Annotated in this window: 23 protein-coding genes; all 23 read left to right on the plus strand. The window is 67.5% G+C overall.

From position 1 onward, the window contains the following. The first annotated feature begins 564 nt into the window (after positions 1-564). The 23 genes from ACZ7IB_RS45570 (at position 565) to ACZ7IB_RS45680 (ending at position 20,511) form a co-directional block, all read left to right on the plus strand. Positions 565-1,464 carry a DNA-processing protein DprA gene (locus ACZ7IB_RS45570; protein WP_470921014.1) on the plus strand — a complete coding sequence of 300 codons (900 nt, stop codon included), beginning with the start codon at positions 565-567 and terminating at the stop codon, positions 1,462-1,464. A gap of 384 nt (positions 1,465-1,848) precedes the next feature. Next, positions 1,849-2,325, plus strand: a complete 477-nt coding sequence (locus ACZ7IB_RS45575) for a DUF4262 domain-containing protein (RefSeq protein WP_470921016.1) — start codon at positions 1,849-1,851, stop codon at positions 2,323-2,325. A 365-nt stretch (positions 2,326-2,690) separates the two neighbouring features. Continuing rightward, positions 2,691-3,023, plus strand: a complete 333-nt coding sequence (locus ACZ7IB_RS45580; RefSeq protein ID WP_470921017.1) for a hypothetical protein — start codon at positions 2,691-2,693, stop codon at positions 3,021-3,023. Beyond that, a complete protein-coding gene (locus tag ACZ7IB_RS45585; RefSeq protein WP_470921019.1) occupies positions 3,020-4,480 on the plus strand; it encodes a hypothetical protein in 1,461 nt (486 codons plus the stop codon). The genes ACZ7IB_RS45580 and ACZ7IB_RS45585 overlap by 4 nt, the downstream gene beginning before the upstream one ends. Before the next feature lie 346 nt (positions 4,481-4,826). Then, positions 4,827-5,492: a hypothetical protein gene (locus ACZ7IB_RS45590; RefSeq protein ID WP_470921020.1), complete on the plus strand. Its 666-nt coding sequence runs from the start codon at positions 4,827-4,829 to the stop codon at positions 5,490-5,492. A gap of 314 nt (positions 5,493-5,806) precedes the next feature. Then, the gene (locus ACZ7IB_RS45595; RefSeq protein WP_470921022.1) at positions 5,807-6,958 is read left to right on the plus strand and encodes a hypothetical protein; all 1,152 of its coding nucleotides are present in this window, start codon (positions 5,807-5,809) and stop codon (positions 6,956-6,958) included. Positions 6,959-7,311: 353 nt separating this feature from the next. Continuing rightward, positions 7,312-8,064 (plus strand): hypothetical protein, encoded by a 753-nt coding sequence (locus ACZ7IB_RS45600; protein ID WP_470921024.1) that lies wholly within the window; start codon positions 7,312-7,314, stop codon positions 8,062-8,064. A gap of 249 nt (positions 8,065-8,313) precedes the next feature. Continuing rightward, positions 8,314-8,715, plus strand: a complete 402-nt coding sequence (locus ACZ7IB_RS45605; protein ID WP_470921025.1) for a hypothetical protein — start codon at positions 8,314-8,316, stop codon at positions 8,713-8,715. 1,167 nt (positions 8,716-9,882) lie between these two features. Then, positions 9,883-10,077, plus strand: a complete 195-nt coding sequence (locus ACZ7IB_RS45610) for a hypothetical protein (protein ID WP_470921027.1) — start codon at positions 9,883-9,885, stop codon at positions 10,075-10,077. Between the two features lie 571 nt (positions 10,078-10,648). Continuing rightward, complete coding sequence (locus tag ACZ7IB_RS45615; protein WP_470921028.1) at positions 10,649-11,236, plus strand: hypothetical protein; 588 nt, start codon at positions 10,649-10,651, stop codon at positions 11,234-11,236. Between the two features lie 236 nt (positions 11,237-11,472). Next, positions 11,473-12,249: a hypothetical protein gene (locus tag ACZ7IB_RS45620; protein WP_470921029.1), complete on the plus strand. Its 777-nt coding sequence runs from the start codon at positions 11,473-11,475 to the stop codon at positions 12,247-12,249. Continuing rightward, positions 12,246-12,728, plus strand: coding sequence for a hypothetical protein (locus ACZ7IB_RS45625; protein ID WP_470921030.1), 483 nt, complete (start codon positions 12,246-12,248; stop codon positions 12,726-12,728). The genes ACZ7IB_RS45620 and ACZ7IB_RS45625 overlap by 4 nt, the downstream gene beginning before the upstream one ends. A 320-nt stretch (positions 12,729-13,048) precedes the next feature. Continuing rightward, positions 13,049-13,501 (plus strand): hypothetical protein, encoded by a 453-nt coding sequence (locus tag ACZ7IB_RS45630; RefSeq protein WP_470921032.1) that lies wholly within the window; start codon positions 13,049-13,051, stop codon positions 13,499-13,501. A 401-nt stretch (positions 13,502-13,902) separates the two neighbouring features. Then, entirely contained in the window at positions 13,903-14,316 is a 414-nt protein-coding gene (locus ACZ7IB_RS45635; RefSeq protein WP_470921034.1) for a hypothetical protein, read from the plus strand. Between the two features lie 484 nt (positions 14,317-14,800). Continuing rightward, complete coding sequence (locus tag ACZ7IB_RS45640; protein ID WP_470921035.1) at positions 14,801-15,487, plus strand: GNAT family N-acetyltransferase; 687 nt, start codon at positions 14,801-14,803, stop codon at positions 15,485-15,487. Between the two features lie 125 nt (positions 15,488-15,612). Then, a complete protein-coding gene (locus ACZ7IB_RS45645) occupies positions 15,613-15,993 on the plus strand; it encodes a hypothetical protein (RefSeq protein ID WP_470921037.1) in 381 nt (126 codons plus the stop codon). Positions 15,994-16,338: 345 nt separating this feature from the next. Then, positions 16,339-16,932 carry a hypothetical protein gene (locus ACZ7IB_RS45650; protein WP_470921039.1) on the plus strand — a complete coding sequence of 198 codons (594 nt, stop codon included), beginning with the start codon at positions 16,339-16,341 and terminating at the stop codon, positions 16,930-16,932. Between the two features lie 100 nt (positions 16,933-17,032). Then, complete coding sequence (locus ACZ7IB_RS45655; protein ID WP_470921040.1) at positions 17,033-17,254, plus strand: hypothetical protein; 222 nt, start codon at positions 17,033-17,035, stop codon at positions 17,252-17,254. 139 nt (positions 17,255-17,393) lie between these two features. Beyond that, positions 17,394-18,233, plus strand: coding sequence for a hypothetical protein (locus tag ACZ7IB_RS45660; RefSeq protein ID WP_470921042.1), 840 nt, complete (start codon positions 17,394-17,396; stop codon positions 18,231-18,233). A 222-nt stretch (positions 18,234-18,455) separates the two neighbouring features. Further along, a complete protein-coding gene (locus ACZ7IB_RS45665) occupies positions 18,456-18,839 on the plus strand; it encodes a hypothetical protein (RefSeq protein WP_470921043.1) in 384 nt (127 codons plus the stop codon). Positions 18,840-19,044: 205 nt separating this feature from the next. Further along, on the plus strand, positions 19,045-19,473 hold the full coding sequence (locus tag ACZ7IB_RS45670; protein ID WP_470921045.1) for a hypothetical protein: 429 nt from the start codon (positions 19,045-19,047) through the stop codon (positions 19,471-19,473). Positions 19,474-19,621: 148 nt separating this feature from the next. Beyond that, positions 19,622-19,882 carry a hypothetical protein gene (locus tag ACZ7IB_RS45675; RefSeq protein WP_470921046.1) on the plus strand — a complete coding sequence of 87 codons (261 nt, stop codon included), beginning with the start codon at positions 19,622-19,624 and terminating at the stop codon, positions 19,880-19,882. A gap of 233 nt (positions 19,883-20,115) precedes the next feature. Beyond that, the gene (locus tag ACZ7IB_RS45680; protein WP_470921047.1) at positions 20,116-20,511 is read left to right on the plus strand and encodes a hypothetical protein; all 396 of its coding nucleotides are present in this window, start codon (positions 20,116-20,118) and stop codon (positions 20,509-20,511) included. Positions 20,512-20,732 lie beyond the last annotated feature (221 nt).

A 20,732-nucleotide genomic window follows, 5' to 3' on the forward strand; every position in this document is an offset into this window, starting at 1 on the left:
CCCCCCCCCCCCCCCCCCCCCCCCCCCCCCCCCCCCCCCCCCCCCCCCCCCCCCCCCCCCCCCCCCCCCCCCCCCCCCCCCCCCCCCCCCCCCGCCCCAGCCATGGTCACCGCAGAGCGGCAACCATGCCCACCAGTTCCCTTCACCTCATCGTCGACGCAACCCACGAAGACGACATCCTCAAGGTCCTGGACGTCAACAACGAGCACGGCCAGGCCCCTGATTGGCGTCAAGTCTGGCAGAACCCCGTCAACCCGGTTGTGTCCTGGCATCAGGGCCAGGACACAACCTCGTGCGTCCAGACGCCGTTCCGCGTGTCTCATGCAAACCTCGATCGCGATTTCGCTGGTCACAGGCTGGACTCCGAGCACGCCACCTCCATTTCGTTCTTCAGGCCGGGAAGCGCAGCAACCTGTCTTCCAGTCAGCCGCCCGCACAGGGGCGGTGCCTCGGCCAAGCCGTCGCCATGGTGGCTCCACCCCGTCCTTCCCCCCGTAGAGATGCAAGCCACAGCCAGTCCGGGCGACCCACCACCCCATCACTTACGAAGTAAGGAATCCCGCCATGAGTAGCACCCCGTCCATTTCCCGAGCCGAACGCGCGGCCCGCATCAGCCTCATCCACGGATTCGGGACAGAAGCCACGGCCGGCCTACTGGAGAACATGACCGCCGTCGAAGTTGTTGAGACGATGAGGGAGAGCGCCAGCCGCGGAGGATTCGCACAGCGCGCTTACGAATCCACGGTCACCCACCGCGGAGACCTCGCACTTGAACGTGCCGAGATGCAAGGGGCTCGATTCGTCGTTCCCGGTGACGGGGAATGGCCGCACGTCCTGGGCGGCTTCGGCTCAACAGAGCCACTCGGGCTATGGGTACACGGCACACCGTCACTGGCCGACGTAACCTCTCAGGCCGTCGCCGTCACCGGGACGAACGCCGCCAGCCACTACGGGACGCACACTGCCGAAGACCTCGCCGCCGGACTCGCCGAATTGAAGTACACGGTGATATCCGCGATCGGGTTCGGTATCAACAGTGCCGCGCTGCAAGGAGTCCTGACACGCGGAGAGGGCACGGGCGTTCCCGTCGCAGTGAGCGCCAGCGGCTTCTTCGCCGGACCGCGGGGGTTCCAGCAGCTCGCCCGTGACGTGGTAACCGGCGGTGGACTGGTCGTCAGCCTGTACGAGCCGGGCATCGAGACGAGCCTGACCCGGGTGGCACAGCGCCAGCGACTGATCTCAACCTTGAGCCTGGCCACGGTTCTGGTCGAGGACTGCATGCTCAGCAACCGCGCGACGTGCGCGGAAGCCGCAGGCCGCCCGCTGCTCGCCATACCCGGACCTATAACCTCCTCCCATTCGCGCGCTATGAATGAGCTGATCCGCGACCGCCGAGCCCAGGCTGTCATGTCAGCGAAGGACATAGACAAGGCGCTCACAGACACGACAGCCTCCGGAGCCTGACCGCCACGAAAAGGCAGCCGATTGCGACTCGGTATCTGGCCCGACGCTCTACCCCGCACACGGCGACGCCAGCCAACGTAGTGGGGGTGAGCACAAGGCCACCTCGCGCGCAGCCGCAGAGTCCGATCCGGTTCCCAACGGCCGAACCCGCCACACGCCCGCAGCAGCTGATGAGTATGACGCGCTTATCGCGCGCGAGACCGCATTCTGGCTGGTCACGGGCACACCCCACATGCGCGCACACCCGTACTGTCCTCTCCGCCGCCCACCAACGGCCGGACCGCACCACTGCAACGCGCCGACCATGCCGTCGAAGCCGCACGGACACGACCGAAGCAACGGGTAAGGCGGGTCCGCAACCCACAGAACAGATGGGAATCCCTCATGCATCAGCCGTATTCTGCCCGCAGGCAGTACTACGACCTTGTCGCCCGAGTCCGCGACTTGATCAAAGAGTTCGGATACGCCACGCTGACAGTGGAGCCCGATCCCACGACGGGCACCCCGGCATTCACCTACACCATCGGCCTCCGAATCCACACAGCCCATGACGGATACGAACTGGTCAACGTGGGGCTCCCCGCAGACCTCGCCGCGTCGATAGTCCAGCGCACCGTCGAATACCTTGCCGCCCAACACATCAGCCCCTCCAACGGCCTGATTTTCCCCCAGATAGCGGGCCGGTACCCGGTCCGTCTGCACCGCGCGCACAACTGCCACTGGTTCATCAACGGCATGCGCACGCTCGCCACCCCGGCCGACCCTGAGGTGTGGCAGATCCTCGTACCGGACAAACACGGCGTCTTCCCTGGTGACACGGACTACCCCGCTGACCAGTTGCGCGCGCAGCCGCTGCTGTAATCCGGCACCCATCCCGGGGCGTACCGATGGGCGCCCCGGGCCAAGGGCGCGAATTACGACAACGCCGGTAGCGGATTGGGTGTGGCACTGAGCAAGCAACGGCTCCGCACCCGTCTGCGCGGCCCGACGTGTTCAGGCTGAGGCCGCCCCCGAGCCCCGGCATGCCCTGGCCGTCAACCTCGCAAACCGTCGCACCCGCCGTCCCACGTTTTCGCAGGTCACAGCCTCAGTCGGGGGTGCGTCCCGCACCTAACGTTCACCCAGTCCGGCCCCATAGGGCGAGGCAAACACGGAGCACACCGAACGCCCTGGTGAGCCTGACGCGACACACGGGCGACGAGGTTCAGCAGGAGAGGAGAGTCACGGTGACGCAAGAGACGGCACGAGCACTGCACGACACGCGGGTCGACGACACGAAGGCCGGGCTGCGGCAGGAGTGGAAGACCACGTTCTACAAGGTGGATGAGTGCGGTGAGCGGTTGACCGGTGCAGCCGAGAGGTCGCACACCCGGTTCATTTCCGGACTTCCGGTCACGTCCGATCGGGTGGCTGGCCACTGCGTGTTCGTGAGCCTGCACAACGACCCGGATATGCCCGAGGTGCACCCATTCGACTATGACATAGAGCGAACGCAACTCGTCCCGGTCGAACTTGACGATGCCGCCCCCGAGCGGCATGACGCAGGTACAGGAGAGTGAGCGACGCGATCAGCGCGGCCGTGGCGGCGGAGATGATTCCTCCGCCGCCCGGCGGCCGCACACGGCAGGACATGCGGGCCGAGGCCGAGCACCTGGTGCCCGAGGACGTCGAAGAGTTCACCGAGACATACACCAACGGGTACGGACTGCGCAGCGAAGAGGGGCCGTGGCCCCGCGCGTTCGCGGTGATGCTCGTCGTGCGCGCACTGTGCCTGGGGGCGTCGGCGGGCATCGAATACGGCGAGGTGGTGATGCGCAAGGACGATGGGTCCGTGTGCAGCCTGAGGCCGTTGGGCGCCGACGGAAAGCCCCCTGCCGCCCCGCCGTTGCATGAGCGCGCTGAGGTGAGGCCCGCTCGTGTGGGGCACGGTCGCTGTCCCCATTACGCCGACGCTGGCCAAAGCACGGCATTGTGCGGTCGGGGACCGGCTCGCGAGATCACCGTCGAGGAGGCCGCGGAGCTTGGCGTGTTCTGCGCCCGGTGCACCAAAGCGGGAGAGGAGCGGGCCTACGCCCTCAGCCTTGCGGCTGCTTCTCCGGTCGCCGCAACCGCCGCCGGGCTCGCCGACACGGTCGAGCAGACCGATGACGAGCAGGCTGCCGCCCCGGCCATCCACCTCTTCGCCAGCACCCGCGAGGCGTACGACGCCACCCAGTGCCGTGACGACATCCGTGACGGTGACGTTCTGGTGATCGAGCCGGAACGCGTTGTCGGGTTCCTGGTCGTTGTCTGGCCCGTCGCCATCACCGTCGAGCGCGGCGAGCTGCACGCCCTGCACACCTCTGCCGACACGTATGCGAATGGATTCTGGGCGGCGAGCGCGAAGGCCGCTGAGGCCACCACTCGCGGACTTAACTTCCCTATCGACCCTATGCACGCCACATCCTTTACGGCCCGGCCCGGAGATGGAGGCAAGACCGACAAGGCGGTGTTCGCCTGCGGAGTGACGGTGGAGATTGTCGCGGCCGAGCTGCGGCGCGGCGCCCGCGCGTCCTGCACGGACAGCGTCCTCGTACTCCACAGGAAGGACTGCTCCACCCGCATCACACGGCATGTCGAGAATGGAGATCCCTCCGCATCGGAGAGCACCACCGACTGGGCAGGCTGCGACGATCTGCGCGGATCGATGGTCAACGGCTACGACTCCGACGACGTAAACCGGATCTTCGGTCGGATCCAGGAAGCATCAAACACGCGACTGCTATGCGTATGGGACTACTACGACGCCTATGGCGTCGGGGGAAACTCCGAGTTCTTTGTTGAGTCGCAGGACGGCCAGCTCAGCGAGCTTGCGGGCGACGTCTATAAGTGGCTGACCGGCAATCCCGAGGACGCCGCCACCCCCACTTCCCCCGGAACCCCCAACAGCTGGATCGGGGAACCAGTCGACTCGACCCGCGAGTTCGAATACGAGGACGGCCACCACAACTGTGCCGTCGAGGACAGCGAAGACTGACGGACCGCGGCTTCCGCCAGCCGGCCACGCGCCGCGTACGCGGCGCCCGCGGTCCGCGCCGCTCGTACACCCCGAGCAGTGACCGGATGTCAGGCAGGCTGGGCGGGACGCATCCAGTCGTGTCCAGCCAGTTCTCCGATACTTCCGCTGGCCACTGCACCCCTCGCACGTGCCAGCCAGCGACGTCGGGGAACTGCCCGCCCGCACACTCGTAGGTCCACGTCTTGCCTGGTCAGCGACCCATTCCGGAGCGAGGTATCAGCGTAGCTTCCAGGTTGTGCCAACGGGGATACGGGCGAGCAACAGCCTCCAGGCATGCCCACGCACTCACGAGAGGAACTACGACATGGCCACGACTCGACAGAACGGGCGGATTGCAACCATCAAGAGCATGCAAGTTGCCCTCACCGCACGGAACGTGACGGCCCACCCTGGTGGTGACGGCCTGCGCGTAGCGCTGCCGGACGGCGCAGAGCTCACCATCGCAACAATCCCTCACCCAGCCGACCAGAAGGAAGCACACCGCCACAGCGCTCCTCTGCACTGGGTGGCCCGCGCCGGAATGACCATCGTCTACAACTCGGCCAGGAACTGCCTGCCGGATGAGCTGGATTCTGCGTGTGCGGCTGAGGCGGTCGCTCTGTACACGGCGGAGTACGAGCGCGGAACGGATCTGGCCAGCCACCCGGACGGGGCGCTGGGCAGTGTGTTGGAGCGGGCCTTTGAGGCGTGCGGGCTGGACGCGCGGTGGGACGCATGGGCGGCAGCGACGTACATTCAGGTGTTTCTGCCGGACGGGTCGGAGATCTGGATCAGTGACGGCGAGCACGAGACTGCAAGCGAACCGGTCACCGCGCACCGCAGGTTGCATGTCTGCCACTACCCGCGCCCGGAGACTGAGCCGGACATGTACGAGGAGATCCAGCTTCCCTCAACCGGAGGCACGTTCTGGGGTGACGCAGCTGCCCTCCTGCACACGGTGAGGGCTCACCATCGAGCGGCGCGCCGGTAACGCCCCGCCACCCCGCGGCCCGTAACCATCGGGCCCGGCTATCGCCTGGCGGCAAGCCCACGCAGGGGCGCGGGATCCGCGCTGCCGCCTGGGCGATAGCCCACTCGACCCGGTGACCGGGCATGTCGCACAGTCCCGTACGGCAAATGCATCCCCGACTGCGTTTCTGCTGGTCAGAAGACCTGTTCTACGAGCCTCAACGGGCTAGCGTCAGGGCGACTTGACCAGTAAAGCGCCTGTGCGGGGCTGTTCCTCGTCCAGTGCCGCAGAGGCCCTACCGATCGACCGCATCCATGGAGACAGGAGATCCCTTGATGAACGCCACACCCTCCCACCCCGCAGAAGAAAAGAGTCCCCGCCCGACCAACGTTGTTCGCGTTGCGGTCCGCGCCTACCGCCGCAGCGGGGCTAGCGCCACCGAACTGCGCGCACTTCTTCACGTCAACTGCGCATGCCGCCTGGCGTCAACACTGGTCGGCACGCACGACAACCTCGACGAAGCGCGGGCGCAGGCGCGAGAGACGGTCCCCAATGGGCCCGGGCTGGGGCAATACTCGTTCTCCCAGCCGCTTACCGAGGTCCCAGCCGCAGAGCCGAAGACTGAAGCACGCACCACCCCGGAACCGGACCGCTACTTCGCTGAGTACGAGACGCGCCTTGCCTGCCCCGACTACCACGAGGATCGCATCACGGTTCACCGGGCAGGCCAGGCCGATGCCATCATGTATATCGCTCTGCCCCACCAGGTGAACCGGGACATCGCTACCACACTGACCGCGCTCGGCTGGAAGCTCCTCGGCGACCTGGAGTACATAGCAGGCCTGAACCTCTTCCGGGGCAGGGTCGAGCAGACTCAGCCCGCCGACTCGGCCGAGGCCAACGAGCTGCGCGCAGCGATCGCAGCAGAGGGGGCCGCGAAGAAGGCCGCGCGTCGCGTCCACGACGATGCCCACCAGTTCAACACGGTCCTCCCACGTGGTGGCCGCACACCAATCGGCTGGACGTTCCGTACCGGATGCGGCTCAAACGCCCGGTTCGGCTGGGTCGCCGTTGATGGCCGCACGGACGGATCTGGCACACACGAGTATCGGACAAAAGCCGAGCGCGTTCTCCTGCACGACCATGAGGCAAGGGCCGCCGGCCTTGCCGCCGAGAACGCCGAGGCGGGCCCAGCCGACAAGACCGCGACACCGGCCGACGTTCCGCTGACCATTGATGATGCCAAGCGAACCCTGCAGGGCCTGTGGCCCAATGCCCACCACTTTGAGCCCTACCGCGACGACGACGGAGGATTCCTCGGCTACACCTTTCAGATCGGCCGCAGCCACTCCGCGCTCTACGGGTGGATTACCGCGGCCGGGACGTACGCGAAGGGCCTGGAACCCCACCAGTCCAACGCTGCCGCCATCCTGCCGATGGCCGTACGAGACGAGCAGGCACGAGCCCAGCACTCCCAGCGTCCCTGACAGGCCGTCCCGCCCCGCTCGCCAGTGCGGGGGTAGGAAGCTCTAGGACGTGGGCAGCGAGCCGTCGTTGCCAGACGTCGGGCGGAGTGGGTGGGACCAACCCCGTTCCGCTCCGCCCTCTTCCTTCACCCACGCACCACCACATACCCGTCCTGGGCCTGGCGTTCGTCCGTGTAGTGGCTGGTCAGCGTCCTGCCCAGTGCGTGTTCCTGCCCGTAGCTTTCAGGACGCACTGAGCGAGAGCGGACAGGAATGCCGCTCTCGGTCCTCCGACCCAATCCCTCCGCACAGGCCGCCCATCGCGAAACGGGCGGTGTGCTGCGCCCACGTTCTTCGCGAAGGAGTCCGATCTGATGGCTACCAACCCCCGAGCCCCGCGTATCACCCAGGAAGCCAACAACAGCGCGCCAGGCACAGCCGACTCCGTCGGCAACGAGAAGCAGCCCGCGTCGAGTGCGATGTGGAGCACGCTGACCGTTCGAGGTATCGACTTCGGGGGACAGGTCACTGGCGATTTCGGGAGCGGCTGCGACTACTTCGACATCGTGCTCACGGACGGCACGCAGTTCGTTCTTTCGGGAACTGACACCGACGGTAAAGAAGGCCGGGTGTACCACCCGACCGACAAGCATGCGCACTGGTCGGCATCACATGAAGGCGAATCTGTCTACAACTCGGCGGATTGCGGACTGACGTTCGAGCTGGACACGGCGTGGGCAACCGAGGCGGTCGCTCTCTACACGGCGGAGTACGAGCGAGGCACGGACCTGGGCAGCGGCCCGGACGGTGCGCTCGGCAGTGTGCTGATGCGAGCCTTTGAATCGTGGGGCCTGGACTCTCAGTGGGACGGCTCGGCGGCAGCCGACTACGTTGAGGTGTTCTTGCCGGACGGTTCGGCGATCTGGGTCAGCGACGGCCCGCACGAGGGTGCGAGCGAGCCCGTCGCCGCTCACCGTAGCCTGCATGTCTGCCACTATCCATGCCCGGAGACAGAGCCGGACATGTACGAGGAGATCCAGCTCCCGTCAACAGGAGGCACGTTCTGGGGTGACGCCGCCGTATTGCTGCACACGGTGCGGGCCCGCTCCCGGGCGGCACGCCCCTAACCTGCCCGCCCCCGCGGCCTGCACGCCACAGCGCGCAGGGGAACGCGCTCGTGTTGTTCTGGGCCCGCACGCTCGTCGTGCGGGCCCGCTTCGCTTTGCCTCTGAGTCAGACTTCCGCATGTCATTTCCGCAGGTCAAAGCAGTGCTGTGTGGGTATTCGAGTCAATAGCCTTTTGGGGCGTTGGAGCGTGGGAGCGGCTGGTGCCGCTTTCGCACGCAGGCCATTCACGATCCCGGAGGAGCCCCCCTTTGTCTGCCCATGTCTTTGAATTCGACCCTGCCCGGACACCGCTCGTCATCCGTCACCGTCCCGAGAAGGCCGACTTCGCGTCCCTGCCCGCCAGCGCGGAGAACGCTGTCACTGCGCTGGTCCGCGCGCACGAGATTCGCCGCGGCGACCTGGTTCTCGCGTGTCTCCAGCCCGGGCCCCCGAGTTATCTCGACTACTTCCCAGACGCCTACCTGGCCGACCCGTCTCCGTTCACCGGGCACGCGCACTGCTCCGAATGCGACTACGCACGCACCCTGTACACGCCGGAACAGGCCGTCGTGATCACCCAGTGCTTCCCGTGGGACATCTGTGACGTGTGGGGCCGGGACGCTGTGGCCCTGATCATTCCCGCCGCAGACCTGCTCACACCGTCCATGTAGCCGCTCCCCGCGGTTACGACCGGCGCCCGGCTCAACGACCCGCACCTACACCAAACGAGGTGCGGGTCATCTGCGTTCAGTCCTGCTGCCATTGGCTCTGGCCGACGAATTCGTGTGCCGGTCCGTGTCAGCCCGGCCGACTCGTCTGGCGTGGCGCATGGCACCACCCGACGCGAGCCGGCCTCGCCCCGCGCACGTCGGCCGGGGCCCATCCCCGACCTGACCGGGCTTGCCCTTTCGCCGGGCCGTGGTACCGGACGGCCAGCACCGAAGCGTTTCGGCCCTGGTTGGTAGTCGTTCTCCGGGGCCCCGCTTACGCGTACCGCCTCAGGAACGTGTCCGTGCGTGTCGACCGGGGGAGATTCACCCGGCGTCCGCGCATGTTCTCCCGGTCACCGGTAGAAGAGCCAAGGAGATGGTCCCGGTCATGATCCAGCCGCGCTACAACCTCCTGCTGCGCCCGTCAGAGGACCATGCACAGCGGGTCTGGAAATTCACCGAGGCGCCCAAGCGGCAGAAGACTGGCGCCCGCCCCCCGACCCAGCGCACTGCGGAACCTGCACTCTGCCCTACCGGACCCGGGCACTGTCCACTAGCGACGGCTTCACCGTCCGGACAGCGGCACACCAGTTCGGATCGCTGCTCGTGATCGTGCCGTTCGAGCTGTCCACCGTCCGCTACTTCGCTCTCTCCCACGGCCAAGACGGAGTGGTGGCGGGGTAGCGGACCCCACCTTCACGCACGCGCCGCGCCCCCACCGCGCGGGGCGCATTCCGTACGCAGGCCGTGCGAGGAAGGGCGGACGACATTCCGAGCCCCGCTCTCGCCCGGCACCGGCCACCCGCTCGTGCCGTGACCCCTACCCACCCACCCCCGAGCGGGTGCTCTCCGCCTCCCGCTTCCGCCCCCTGGGTCGTGCCCATTCTTGCGCTTCAACTTTCCTTCCATGACGGTCTTTTGGCTGGTCACGGGTGTGCTGCTGACCGGTGTTCGCACCGTAGATTTCAGGCCGCGCCGGGAACCGAGGACGAGCCACCGAGCCCCGTCGCTCCCGCAATCACCGGATACCGGCCCGAGCCACGCCCTCCCGCCCGACCGGGCGCCCTTTCTGTTCGGAACATCGACGTTCGAGTACGAACTTTTCGTACGACGGCAGATGGACCCTTTATGACCCAGGAGAAGATTTCCATGCCCAAGTACCGCGTTTTCCTGCAGGCAACCGCAGGGGCAGAGGTGGACGTCGAGGCTGATGACTACCTCGGCGCCTGCAGGAAAGCCCGGGAAGCCGTCCGCCAGGGCAAGGCTAAACGCCGTCCGATCACGGAGTGGATCCCGACGATGGCCGTCAACCTCGACAGGTAACAGTTCTTGCACTTAGCCACCCCCGGCGTTCGCGCCGGGGGCTTTCGGGGGCGCGCCAATCGCGGCTCTTCAGAGGCGTGATCGTGTGTATGCCCGTGCATGGCCCCACGACACCGTGGCCTATTCCCGCACCCGGCAGGACAGACCGCCAGCACGCCAAACGGCCCGTGAGCTCCGGCGCGGAGCCGCCATTGCGGGCCCATACGCCGATCGTTGGGTAGACACCATCACCACCGGCAGCGCCGGCTTCTGTACGTGCACTGCCTGGCGACCGGTACCTACTCCAAGTTCCGCGCTGCTGCCCCGGCCAGGTCGGCTGCGTGGGTGCGGGCGTTCCGGGCACTGTGTCTGCCTGATCTTTCCCAAGACCGCACCGGCGTCTGTCTCTCGTGTGGTGTTTCTGCTGGTCAGAGTTGTGCTGCGGGGTGGTGTTCGACCGTAGGTTTTGGGTCGTGCTGGAGGGGCGGATGACGCCATCGAGCGCCGCCTCTCCCGCACCGGTCACCGGCTCGCCGTGGCTTCTCTTCTCTTCTTCGTTCTGTCACTCCGCTCGATGACATGGGAGATCCCTATGGACAACTGGACCTGGTTTGACCCGACAGTGGGCGTGGTGCTTCTGCGCCCCAGTGAGATCAAGGAGGGGATGCGTCTGGCCCGTGAGGTCACGGCCCCCGACGGCAGCCGGGGCACCGTCCTGACGCCGGTGTGGAACATCGGTCTCGGCGGCACCCACGAGCCGTACGGCGGGATCGGTTACAACTTCCGAACCATGGACGGCGTACTGACCCCGGCGTCGTCGAACTCCCGGGTGTGGGCTCAGCCGGAGATCCTCGCCGAACACCTTCCCCCGCACGACGGCACGTGGATCACCAACCAGAAGTTCGGGATACACGACCACCAAGTCGGTGTTCTGGGGGACCGGTACTTCTACCAGCGCACACGCGCTCTGGACACGTTCACGGCCCCTGACGGGCGGGTCTACCGGCTCCTGGAGGGCCGCAGCACCCGCCACGACAACCGGCACGACCCGAAGGGCCGTTGGCAGTGCTACTGGCTGTGCCGCTGGGAACAGGGCGTGAAGTGGCTCGGACCGAGCCGCGAAGCCCTGGATTTGGCCTATGAGCAGTTCGAGATGATCCGCGAGGGACGCGCCTGGTGACAACTGCGGACAGAGCCCGCGCTGGGGCCTGTCCGTGTACGTCGAGGATGGGCAACTTCGTCACCCTCCTCGACCAGCCCCGAAGCCTGCGCGCACGCCGCCCGAGCCGTCGTCGAGCACGCCCGCACCCAGTACTGACCCGGGCGGCCGCCGCACTTCCCCGCCCGCGCCCCGCTCGGGCGGGGAAGCACGGAGCCCCGCAGGTCTCCCTATTCACCACGTACCGAAGGACCACCATGCCCAGCACCATCGTGTCGCCCATCTCGCCCTCGGCGATCACCCTCCTGGCCGCACTGTCCGCCGCCGGCGTCTCCGCCTACTTCGACCACGACGAACGCGTGATCTTCGCGCACTCCGCGGCGATCCCGCAGGAACAGGCACTCGACCACATGCCCGTCATGCTCGGCTGGGAGACGTCCGACCCGGAGCAGCCGTACACGGACCGCGCATCCCTGCTCGCCACGATCTGGCAGCCGGACGGCGCCCCCGACTCCCACCAAGTCGGCACGGTCTACGCGACCCCCGTCCGCCGCCCCCTGGCCCAGGAAGCGGAAGCGTGCGCTCGGGCCGTCGCCGAGTGGCTGGCCGAGCCGCACGCCACCGCCGGCTCCGTGCTGCTGGCCGCGCTCGCCGAGTACGACATCACCCCGGGCGACGGGCTGTCGGTGAAATCCGGGCAGCTCGCCGACACCTACGACATCCCGGTGCCGCTCTCCCGGGACATCTGGGGGCGGTTGTCCATCGCCGACCGCACGTGCTCGGTCCGGCACGTCCCGGCCGCACACACTGGCTGGTCGATGTTCCTGCACGACGAGTGCGGAGAACGGGTCGGCGACCCGGTGTTCATCACCGGCACCGGCGGCCTGGTGGACTGCGCCGAGGACTCTGCCGCATTCGCCGCGGCCGTCGCCGACTGGCTCACCTCACCCGTCTCTCGACACTGCGACTGCTACGTCCAGGAGCGCCACGACCCCCGTCACGACCGCGAGTGCAACCGGTACAGGCAGCCGTGATCGCCCGCCTGGAGACGTGGTGGAGCGTGGGTGTGGACTCCTTCGCCGACGACGGGGGATACGACGTGGTCGAGGTGCCCCGCGAACTGTGCTGGTACATCACCGCCTCCATCACCGACATCAAGGCGCTGGACGAGGCCGAGGGGTGGGCGTACGGCCACGGCTCGACTCAACTCCGAGTCCGTGACGGGCGGGTGTACATGGCGCTCGCCTGGCGCCTGGAGGTGGACCGCGCCGCGTGGGCGGCGGTCCGCGGCCTCGACCCGCGCGCCGGGGTTCGCCGCGACTTCGCCGAGCACATCGCCCACGAACTCATCACCCTCCCCTCGGTGTGCGAGACGGACGCGGTGATGACTGCGCGGTACGCCACCGGCCGCGGCACCGCCTGCCGCACCTGGACCTGGGAGGACCGGCACCCCGACCCCCGATCACCGCCCGGCCGGACCCTTCGGCCGGGCCGGAGGGAAGACACCACCTGATGACCCTCCTTAGCCCCACGGGCGCGAAGATCCTTAACGCGAACGACAACGGCGTCGTCTCCGGTCACCCCGCCGCCGGGCGGCCTCTCCCCGGCGCTGTGTATTCGCAGGTCAACGAGCTGCCTTGGGCCGTTCACCGTCTCTAGCGTTCACCGCGTCACAGCTCGGACGCCACGCCCGCGAATTGAGTAACGCCCCGGCCTACCAGGCGACTCCCGATCTCGCACAGTGCGTATCCCACGCCCTCTCCACAAAACCCCGAGCGCTCTCGCATCAGCGAGCTCGCGGCCACACATCCGCTTTGGAAGGAACACTTCACCATGCCCTCTGCAAGTACCTCACTCCCGCACGTTCTCACCCGCGGCACGCTCGCTCGGCTGAAACCCGACTACTGCACAGCCACTGCTTGGGCCTCGGCACAGGACAAGACCGATGCAGGCAACTGCGTCCTATCCTTCATCGAAGACGGCATGCACGCGCAGCAGTTCACTGCCGCCGTCTATCACACCCTGTACCAGCACCTATTCGGCCACATCGCACACTTCGACCGGCATGGGTTCGCCGCCGAGTGGTTCGCGACTCCCACCGATAAGGCCCGATTCCTCCGGCATGCACTGAACTCACACTGCCTCGGCGACCCCACTCACACGTGGAGTGACGTGGAGCACCACATTCAGACCACGCTCGAAGACCACCCGCAGTTGCGGGATGCGGCCAACTGGCCCGGGTGGGAACGCCCCCACCTCTGCCCGTCGTGCACCTGCACCTCATAAGCGCCGGACACTCCAGCGCCTGGCTGTAGCGGCCCGTGCCCTCGTGGCGCGGGCCGCCCGAGCCGTTTGGGCCGTTGACGAACACCTCTCGCAACACCCCGAGTTCCCTCGGCGTTCGCGCCGGGGGTATATCTCCATGCTCGGGTTCCGTCCAGGCCGGCGGCGATTCTTGTCTGAACTTCCTGACACTGTGCCGGTTGCCTTTCGGTGTGGTGACTTCGCAGGTCAGTGCCCTGCGCTGGAATGAGCACGGTCCGTAGCGTTCATCACCCGGGACTGTATCGACGGCCCTTGAGCTGAAGCGCGTCATCGAGAGGCCGACGGCCGCGGCGACGAGGACGAGATGCGGTCCGTCGCTGTCACCGGTGTCCCGGGCCCGCGACCACCTCTCGGAGGACCCCATGCGCTACCTGATCACCGACGATTCCCGCCGCGTCCTGGCCGCCCTCGACGTGCCGGACGGCACCGACGAGTCCCTGACCATCGCTATTGAACGGGCCGACGAGCCGGACCTGCTCTACGCCTCCGCTGACCTGTACGCGGACGGCACTGTGCACGTCGGACACTGGCCTAACGGAGAGGAGTGGGGGCGCGTCTTGCACACGGCCGGTGTGCTGGATGCGCACGGCCACGGAAGCCCGGCACTCCCCAGCGCGAAGTCGTTCACCCACGCCCAGCTCGAACGAGCCCTTGCCATCGCCCGCAAACGGGCAGACGGCTCCACGGACGACACCGACGCCCTGGACATGTTCGCCAGGACCGTTCTGGCGCTCCTGGACAACCCTGTCTCCGAGCATCCGAATCCCGACGCCTGACTTCCTATATCCGGCCGCGCCCCGGGGCAGGCCGTCAGGCCACGCCGGATGACGCCTACGACTTCGTCAGGTCCTGGCTGTAGGCGGTATGTCCTGGGGCCTTCCGGCCTGTGCCGGCGAGGACGTCGTCCATACCCCGCGCCGGGGCTCCGTGTTGACGACCTGCACCAGGCCGCGCTTCCGTGACTCAACCGGCCCTGACGTCCAGGGCTCGCGGTGGCACTGGGCCGGTCTCACGGCCGAGACGCCGAGCCCCGCACCACTGTACACACCTTGCGTGCCGTGTTTCCGCAGGTCAGAGCTCTGCACTGGTCCGGTCATGGTCCGTAGCGTTCGTCGAACCGGAAGCCGTGTTTGCCGCCGCACCGGCGCTGCACTGCCGCCGTCTCGTGACCGGGCTGTGCCCTGGCCAGCCGAGCAGTCCGCGTGGCGCGTATCCCGCGCCGTTCCGCAACACCCCCAAACCTGTTGGAGGAACCCTGCCATGACCGCGACCACCACCGAACTAGGCAAGAAGACACCGCACCCCGTAATCACTGCCGCACCTCAGCCCGGCGTGCGTATCCGGACGGTCCGCGCCACGGACACCGATGCCGTCATCGAGCTGATAGCCCTTATCGATCTGCACGTCCCGGAATCCGTGCTGCCGGGCAAGTTCGCCGCCCTGCGCGCCGCGCTCGCCATCGAGCCCTGCGGACCGCTCTCCCATGGCTACAACCACTTCCTGATAGCCGAGACCATCGACGGCACCCCGGTGGGAGCAATCGCCTGCGGCCCGCCGCTGTGGATCTTCGACCACCCGCGCATCCCCTCCTTCATGGAAAAGATGCTTCTGCGGCGTATCAGCTCGGTCCAAGCCCTCGCTGTCCACCCCGACCACCGCAGCAAGGGCATCGGCGCCGACCTCCTCCGCGCGACCGAACACGCCTTCACCGAAGCCGACTTCACCGTACTCACCCTGCGTCACGAACGCGGCCTGGAGAACTTCTATGGCCCCCGTGGCTACACCAGCGCCGACCGGCTCGTCATCGACCTGCCGCCACTTGGCCCGGTCACCGTGAGGGACCGGGGTTGGTCCTTCGCGGTCAAGCCGCTGTCCCCCCAGGTGTCCTTCACCACCGCCTACGGATTCCCCGTCCGCGTCGTCACCGGCGCTCTCACCTCCGCATGACCTCACGCCAGGGCCTGGCCGGGACCTCACCCGGCCCGGCCCTGGCGTCAGCGCCCAGCACCCACCTCGGGCGGAAACGACCGCCGCCCCACGCACCCTCTCCCTTTCCAGGAAGGCCCCTTGCCGTGACCACCCCTGCCCCCGCCGCCGTCGAGACGGTCTCCATCCCTCTGCCCGGCATCGTCATCCAGCGCCCTGCCCGGCGCGGTGACGGCTACCGCCTCACGATGGGCCGCTTCGTCGGCCACGGCACCACCCTGGCCGCCGCTAAGGCGGACCTTGCCCAGCAGATCACCGTGACGTGCGAAACCGTGGGTACCAAGCCCGCGTTCGCCCGCGACGACGACGGCGCCCTCATCGTCGCCCTCGACAAACCGCGCGGCATCGAGACGTACCGCGTCACCGACGACCGCGTCCGGCTGATCATGTGCGGCAACCGCGACCGCACCCCGCGCGCCGAACTGGACGCCTGCCACCACTACACCCCGATCCCCATCCACCCCTGACCCGACCGCCGGCCCCGGGGCGCACCCGCTGCGCCCCGGGCCCCACCTTCCTCCTGGCCCCGGCGACGGCGTCTGCGTTGGTCCCTTGCCCGGTCAGTCTGCGCGCGGCGCTGCCACTCGGTCCAACTACACCCGTTCGGGACGCCTTCTCGCTGGTCAGAGCTCTGCACTTGTCCGGTCGTGGTCCGTAGCGTTCATCGAGTCGGAAGCCGTGTTTACCGCCGCACCGGCGCTGCACTGCCGCCGTCTCGTGACCGGGCTGTGCCCTGCCGACCGAGCAGTCCGCGCAGCGCTTATCCCGCGCCGTTCCGTAACACCCCCGGACCCCTTTGGAGGGACGCCGTCATGACCGCGACCACTAACAGCCACACCACCGCGTACCGGGTGGATCTCGGTAAGCGCCCCGCCCGGTACCTCGTCATCGCCCACGACCGCGAAGGGTTCACCAGCCGCGCCGACCACTGCCGCGAGGACCGGCTCCCGGAGCGGTGCGTGCTGCACGTCGAGCGCCAGGCCGACCAGCCGGTCAAGCGGCAAGCCCAGTGGGATGAGCTGGCCAACTCCTGCCTGGATGTGGAGTCGGAGTCGCTGAGGCTGCTGACCTACACCGCCGTCAGCCACGGACACGCGGTCTACCTCGCCCGCTGGGAGTACGCCGTGTCCGCTGCCGCCCACTGTATGGCCGGGGTGATCGACAGCCACCTGGAGCGTGGTGCCCGCGGATGGGTCGCAGTCCGCATCGCGGACGGCGGCAGCGACGGCGTGCTGTACGTCGACGCCGAGGACGCCCGGGCCGCCCAGGTGCACCCCGAGCGGTGCACCTACTTCCCCATCTCCCCCCGCTCCCCGTGGTCGGTCCGCGAATGCGAGGAGCACCTGAAGGCCATGGCCCACATGCGGCACGGATGCATGGTCCACCTCACCCCGACCTGCTACTGACCTGCGGCCGCCGCCGGTGACTCGGGCGGGGGCGGGAATCCCCGCCGCCCGCCCCCGGCCCGGCCGCCCGACACCGAATATCAGCAAGAAGCACGTCCATGTGCACCACCACCCTGCCGTACCGCATCGAAGAGCCAGACTTGACCGCCCGCCCAAGGGCACCAAGGGCATCGACATGGCCGCCGCCTACCTTGCCGCAGACTATGCCGCTGGCGTCACTGACGACCGCGTCCGGCTGATCATGTGCGGCAACCGCGACCGCACCCCGTGCGCCGAACTGGACGCCTGCCACCACTACACCCCGATCCCCATCCACCCCTGACCCGACCGCCGGTCCCGGGCGCACCCGCTGCACCCCGGACCCCACCCCAACCTGGCCCCGGCGTTGGCGTCGGCGGCCGGTCGTCCGGCCAGGCTCTTTCACCACTTCCACTCAGTCTTCATCCTCTTGAGAGGCTCACATGCTCCACACCCCCTATTGCTCGTTCGACGCCGGCGGCGGTCTGACACTCGCCATGGAACTGAACCCCCACCTGCCCGGCCGAGTCATCGCTGTTCTCCGCAACGACCACAAGCGATGGGCCCACGCAGTCCGGATCCTGGAACACACCCCGCAGTCCGTTCTACCGCTGGGTCACTGCGGTCCGCTGACTACCCTGAACACTCAGGTGCAAGACAGCCAGCTTCTGGACGGTCTCCACAAACTGCTCGACGACTGTGCCCCCCTCCTGCCCACAGACAGCGCAGGCGCTTCCCACAAAGACCATGACGCACTGCCCACAGCACAGTTCACGGTCAGGATCGCGGCCGAAGGCACGCCCTGCCGCCAGGTCACGGTCCACGATGACCGCGGGCGACAGGCAGCCAGCACATTCATCAACCTCCCCGACACCTGGACCGATTCAGCCTACGAATCGCCAGTTACGTCCGCTTTCCCCTTCATCCGCGAGGCAGCCGAACACGCACTGCACGCCTCCTGGGCACGAACCCGCCGCGCCCAAGGCAACACCAACACCTACCTGAACACGTTCGGCGGGTTCGATACTGCATTCTCCAACAGCACCCACGGCCCCCTCGCCCAGTGGACCGTCAACCCCGACGACTGCGGCATCGAGTTGTACCTGACCACGGCCCACCCCAAGGACTCGTGGAGGCTGCTACGCCTCCTGGAGGAGTGGCTCAGCGATCACGACATGCCGGATGCCGAGGTCACCTTTGAAGAGACCCGGCGCAGCATCAGCGCGACCCTGCGCGGTACAGCCCCGGTGCACTTCGTTGCCTGGCATCGCGCCCAGCGCTGAGCAACTCCCAAGCCAACGCCTCATTCCCGCAGGTCAGTGCACGGCCCTGGACGGTGCGGAATGCGTAGCGTTCATCGGGCCGGACCACAAGGCGCACCGCCGCACCGCCCTTACCGGCCCCACGCGGCCGCGCCCCGGCGTCTGGTCGCCCATCACAGCCGCCCATCACAGCCGTACCGGCTCAGCACCATCCCACCCACGCCTACGTGAAGGAGCCTTACCGTGCCTGCTACCCGAGCTGACATTGCCGCTCTGCGTACCTACGCGAAGAACGCACACGCCGCTTTCGCGACGCTCACCGAGAACCTGGGAACGCTCGCGAAGAACAACCCCCTCGGCGTCGAGGCCCGGGACCACGACGAATTCATGTCCGCGGGAGCCCTGTTCAAGATCTACCACGACGCCATCACCTTCGACGCCGTGGGAAACAGCCCCGACAACGACGGCCACGTCGTTACCCGTATCCGAGCCGCCCGCACCGCTCAGGACAACTGGCTCAAGACCAGCAAGACCCTTCAGACCGGCATCTATGCCGTCGAGTCCCACCACGCCCAGGAAGCGGCTCGCAAGTTCCTCAGCGACACCGCATTCATCGACTACAGCTGACCCACCAACGGCGCACCCTCCACAACACCCACGGCCCGCCCCGCCCCCGCCGGGGGGCGGGCCTCACCCTCAGCACCGTCACCGACGTCGGCGGCTCCGACCCCGGCATCAACATCACCACCCCTGAGCGGATGGGCTGACCAGGCAGGCAGGCAGGCAGGCAGGCAGCCCGCTCCGTCACTGCACCGTTGAAAGCGACACCCCCGTGACCGACCCCATCCGGCCCGCTGATGAGTTCCTCGTGCCCGCCCTACTCGACCAGCTTCTCGGCTCCGACACAGCCGACAACAGCGACTGGCGTCAGCGTGAAGCCGTTTACCACGCCCTGCTCGATCTGGCCCCCGAGTTCATCCTCCCCGTCTACATCGACGGCGAGTTCGCCAGCTACCTGCGTATCTCCCGTCACCGTTCCGGCCCGCATGCCCCCGAACGATGGGCCATCCACCGCATCGGCCGCGGCCTGAGCACCATCGTCTTCGACGGCACCGACTGGATCATCAGCCACATGCCCATACCCATCGAACACGCCGCCTACCTCAACGGGTTTGAAGCGCTCCGCGACGCCCTACGCATCGCTGAGCAGGAAACCGTCGAGGGCTCCGTGACTCTCGATGCGAAATGGCCCACCACATAGCCGCCACTCGTCGACGTGGCCGGCGGCCGGACCTCGCACCGGACCGGCCGCCCGTCCACGAACCCACCTCTGTGACCGACTTCACCGCAGTGTGCGCCGCCGGATGCAATAGCCGGCCAGGATGGCACCAAGACCGAGGGGAAAGAACATGAAGACCTACGTCATCATCCACAACGGAAAACTCACCGGCCGCCCGCATCACGACCGCGATATCGCACGAGATGCCGCCTACAAAGCAGCAACCACAGGCATCAAGGTCACAGACCACACATGGCGCTACCAGGAAGGTACGGACGAGTCCGGCAACAGGACAGCAGCGAGGTCCGCCGACCGAGTCGAGCTGTGGTACTGCGCAGCGCGGCGCTGGATCAACTCCGGCTACGTCGTGGACTCGACGGAACTGAACTGACAGGAATGGCGCAGGGCCGCCCGCCCCGAACCGGGCCGAGCCGTCGACGCGCGCCGCCTCACCAGCCCCCTGAAACCGGCCCACCCCTCGTCTAGCTGTTACCTCGCGCAGTTGCTCTCCGATCGGCGGGTCGAGGTCGCGCAGCCGGTTGAGGCCCCGGCGGACGAGGATGCGGTGAACGGTGGCTGGCGCGAGCGTTCAACAAAAACCTATGGCGAACAGGGGAAACGGAAATGGGCAAGGTTTACGAGCGCACCGAGGACGGCACCACCACCCGCGTGACTGCCGAGGAGGCCCTTAATGAGGGCCGCGCCGCGATGACGGACCGGGTAACCGTCCGGGCGCACGTTCGCACGATCTCTGCAAAGTCCGGCCATTACGACATCACCTACAAGGACGGCCGGCGCGTCGTCCTCACCCCAGTCGATGTGAAGCCCGCCGCGAAGCTCACGCCGAAGATGCAGGACGCCCTGGACAAGATTCGCGCCAACGGCGGGCGGGTTGGAAACGGCCTCAACGCCTTCCGGGCTCTCGGGGTCAATGCCCGCTCCGTCACCGCTCTGGAGAACCGCGGGCTGCTGGAGCACCGCAGCGAGAACGGGACCGCCTGGCTCTACCTCGCCGTCTAACCCCACCCCGCCAGTAAGCCCTCCCCGAGTTACCGGGGAGGGCTGCTGCGGTTCGAGGACGCCGTGGAACCAACGTCCTGAGACATCACATCTAGCGCACCCAGCACGACCACCCGCGCGCGCCAAGTTCCACCGGCGGGCTCCGTACCACTGACACCGCACGGGTTGCTCGCCGGTGCGGTGTTTTCGCAGGTCAGTGCTTCGTCCTGGACCGGGCACGG

It is taken from the genome of Streptomyces sp. NPDC037301 (assembly GCF_055602785.1).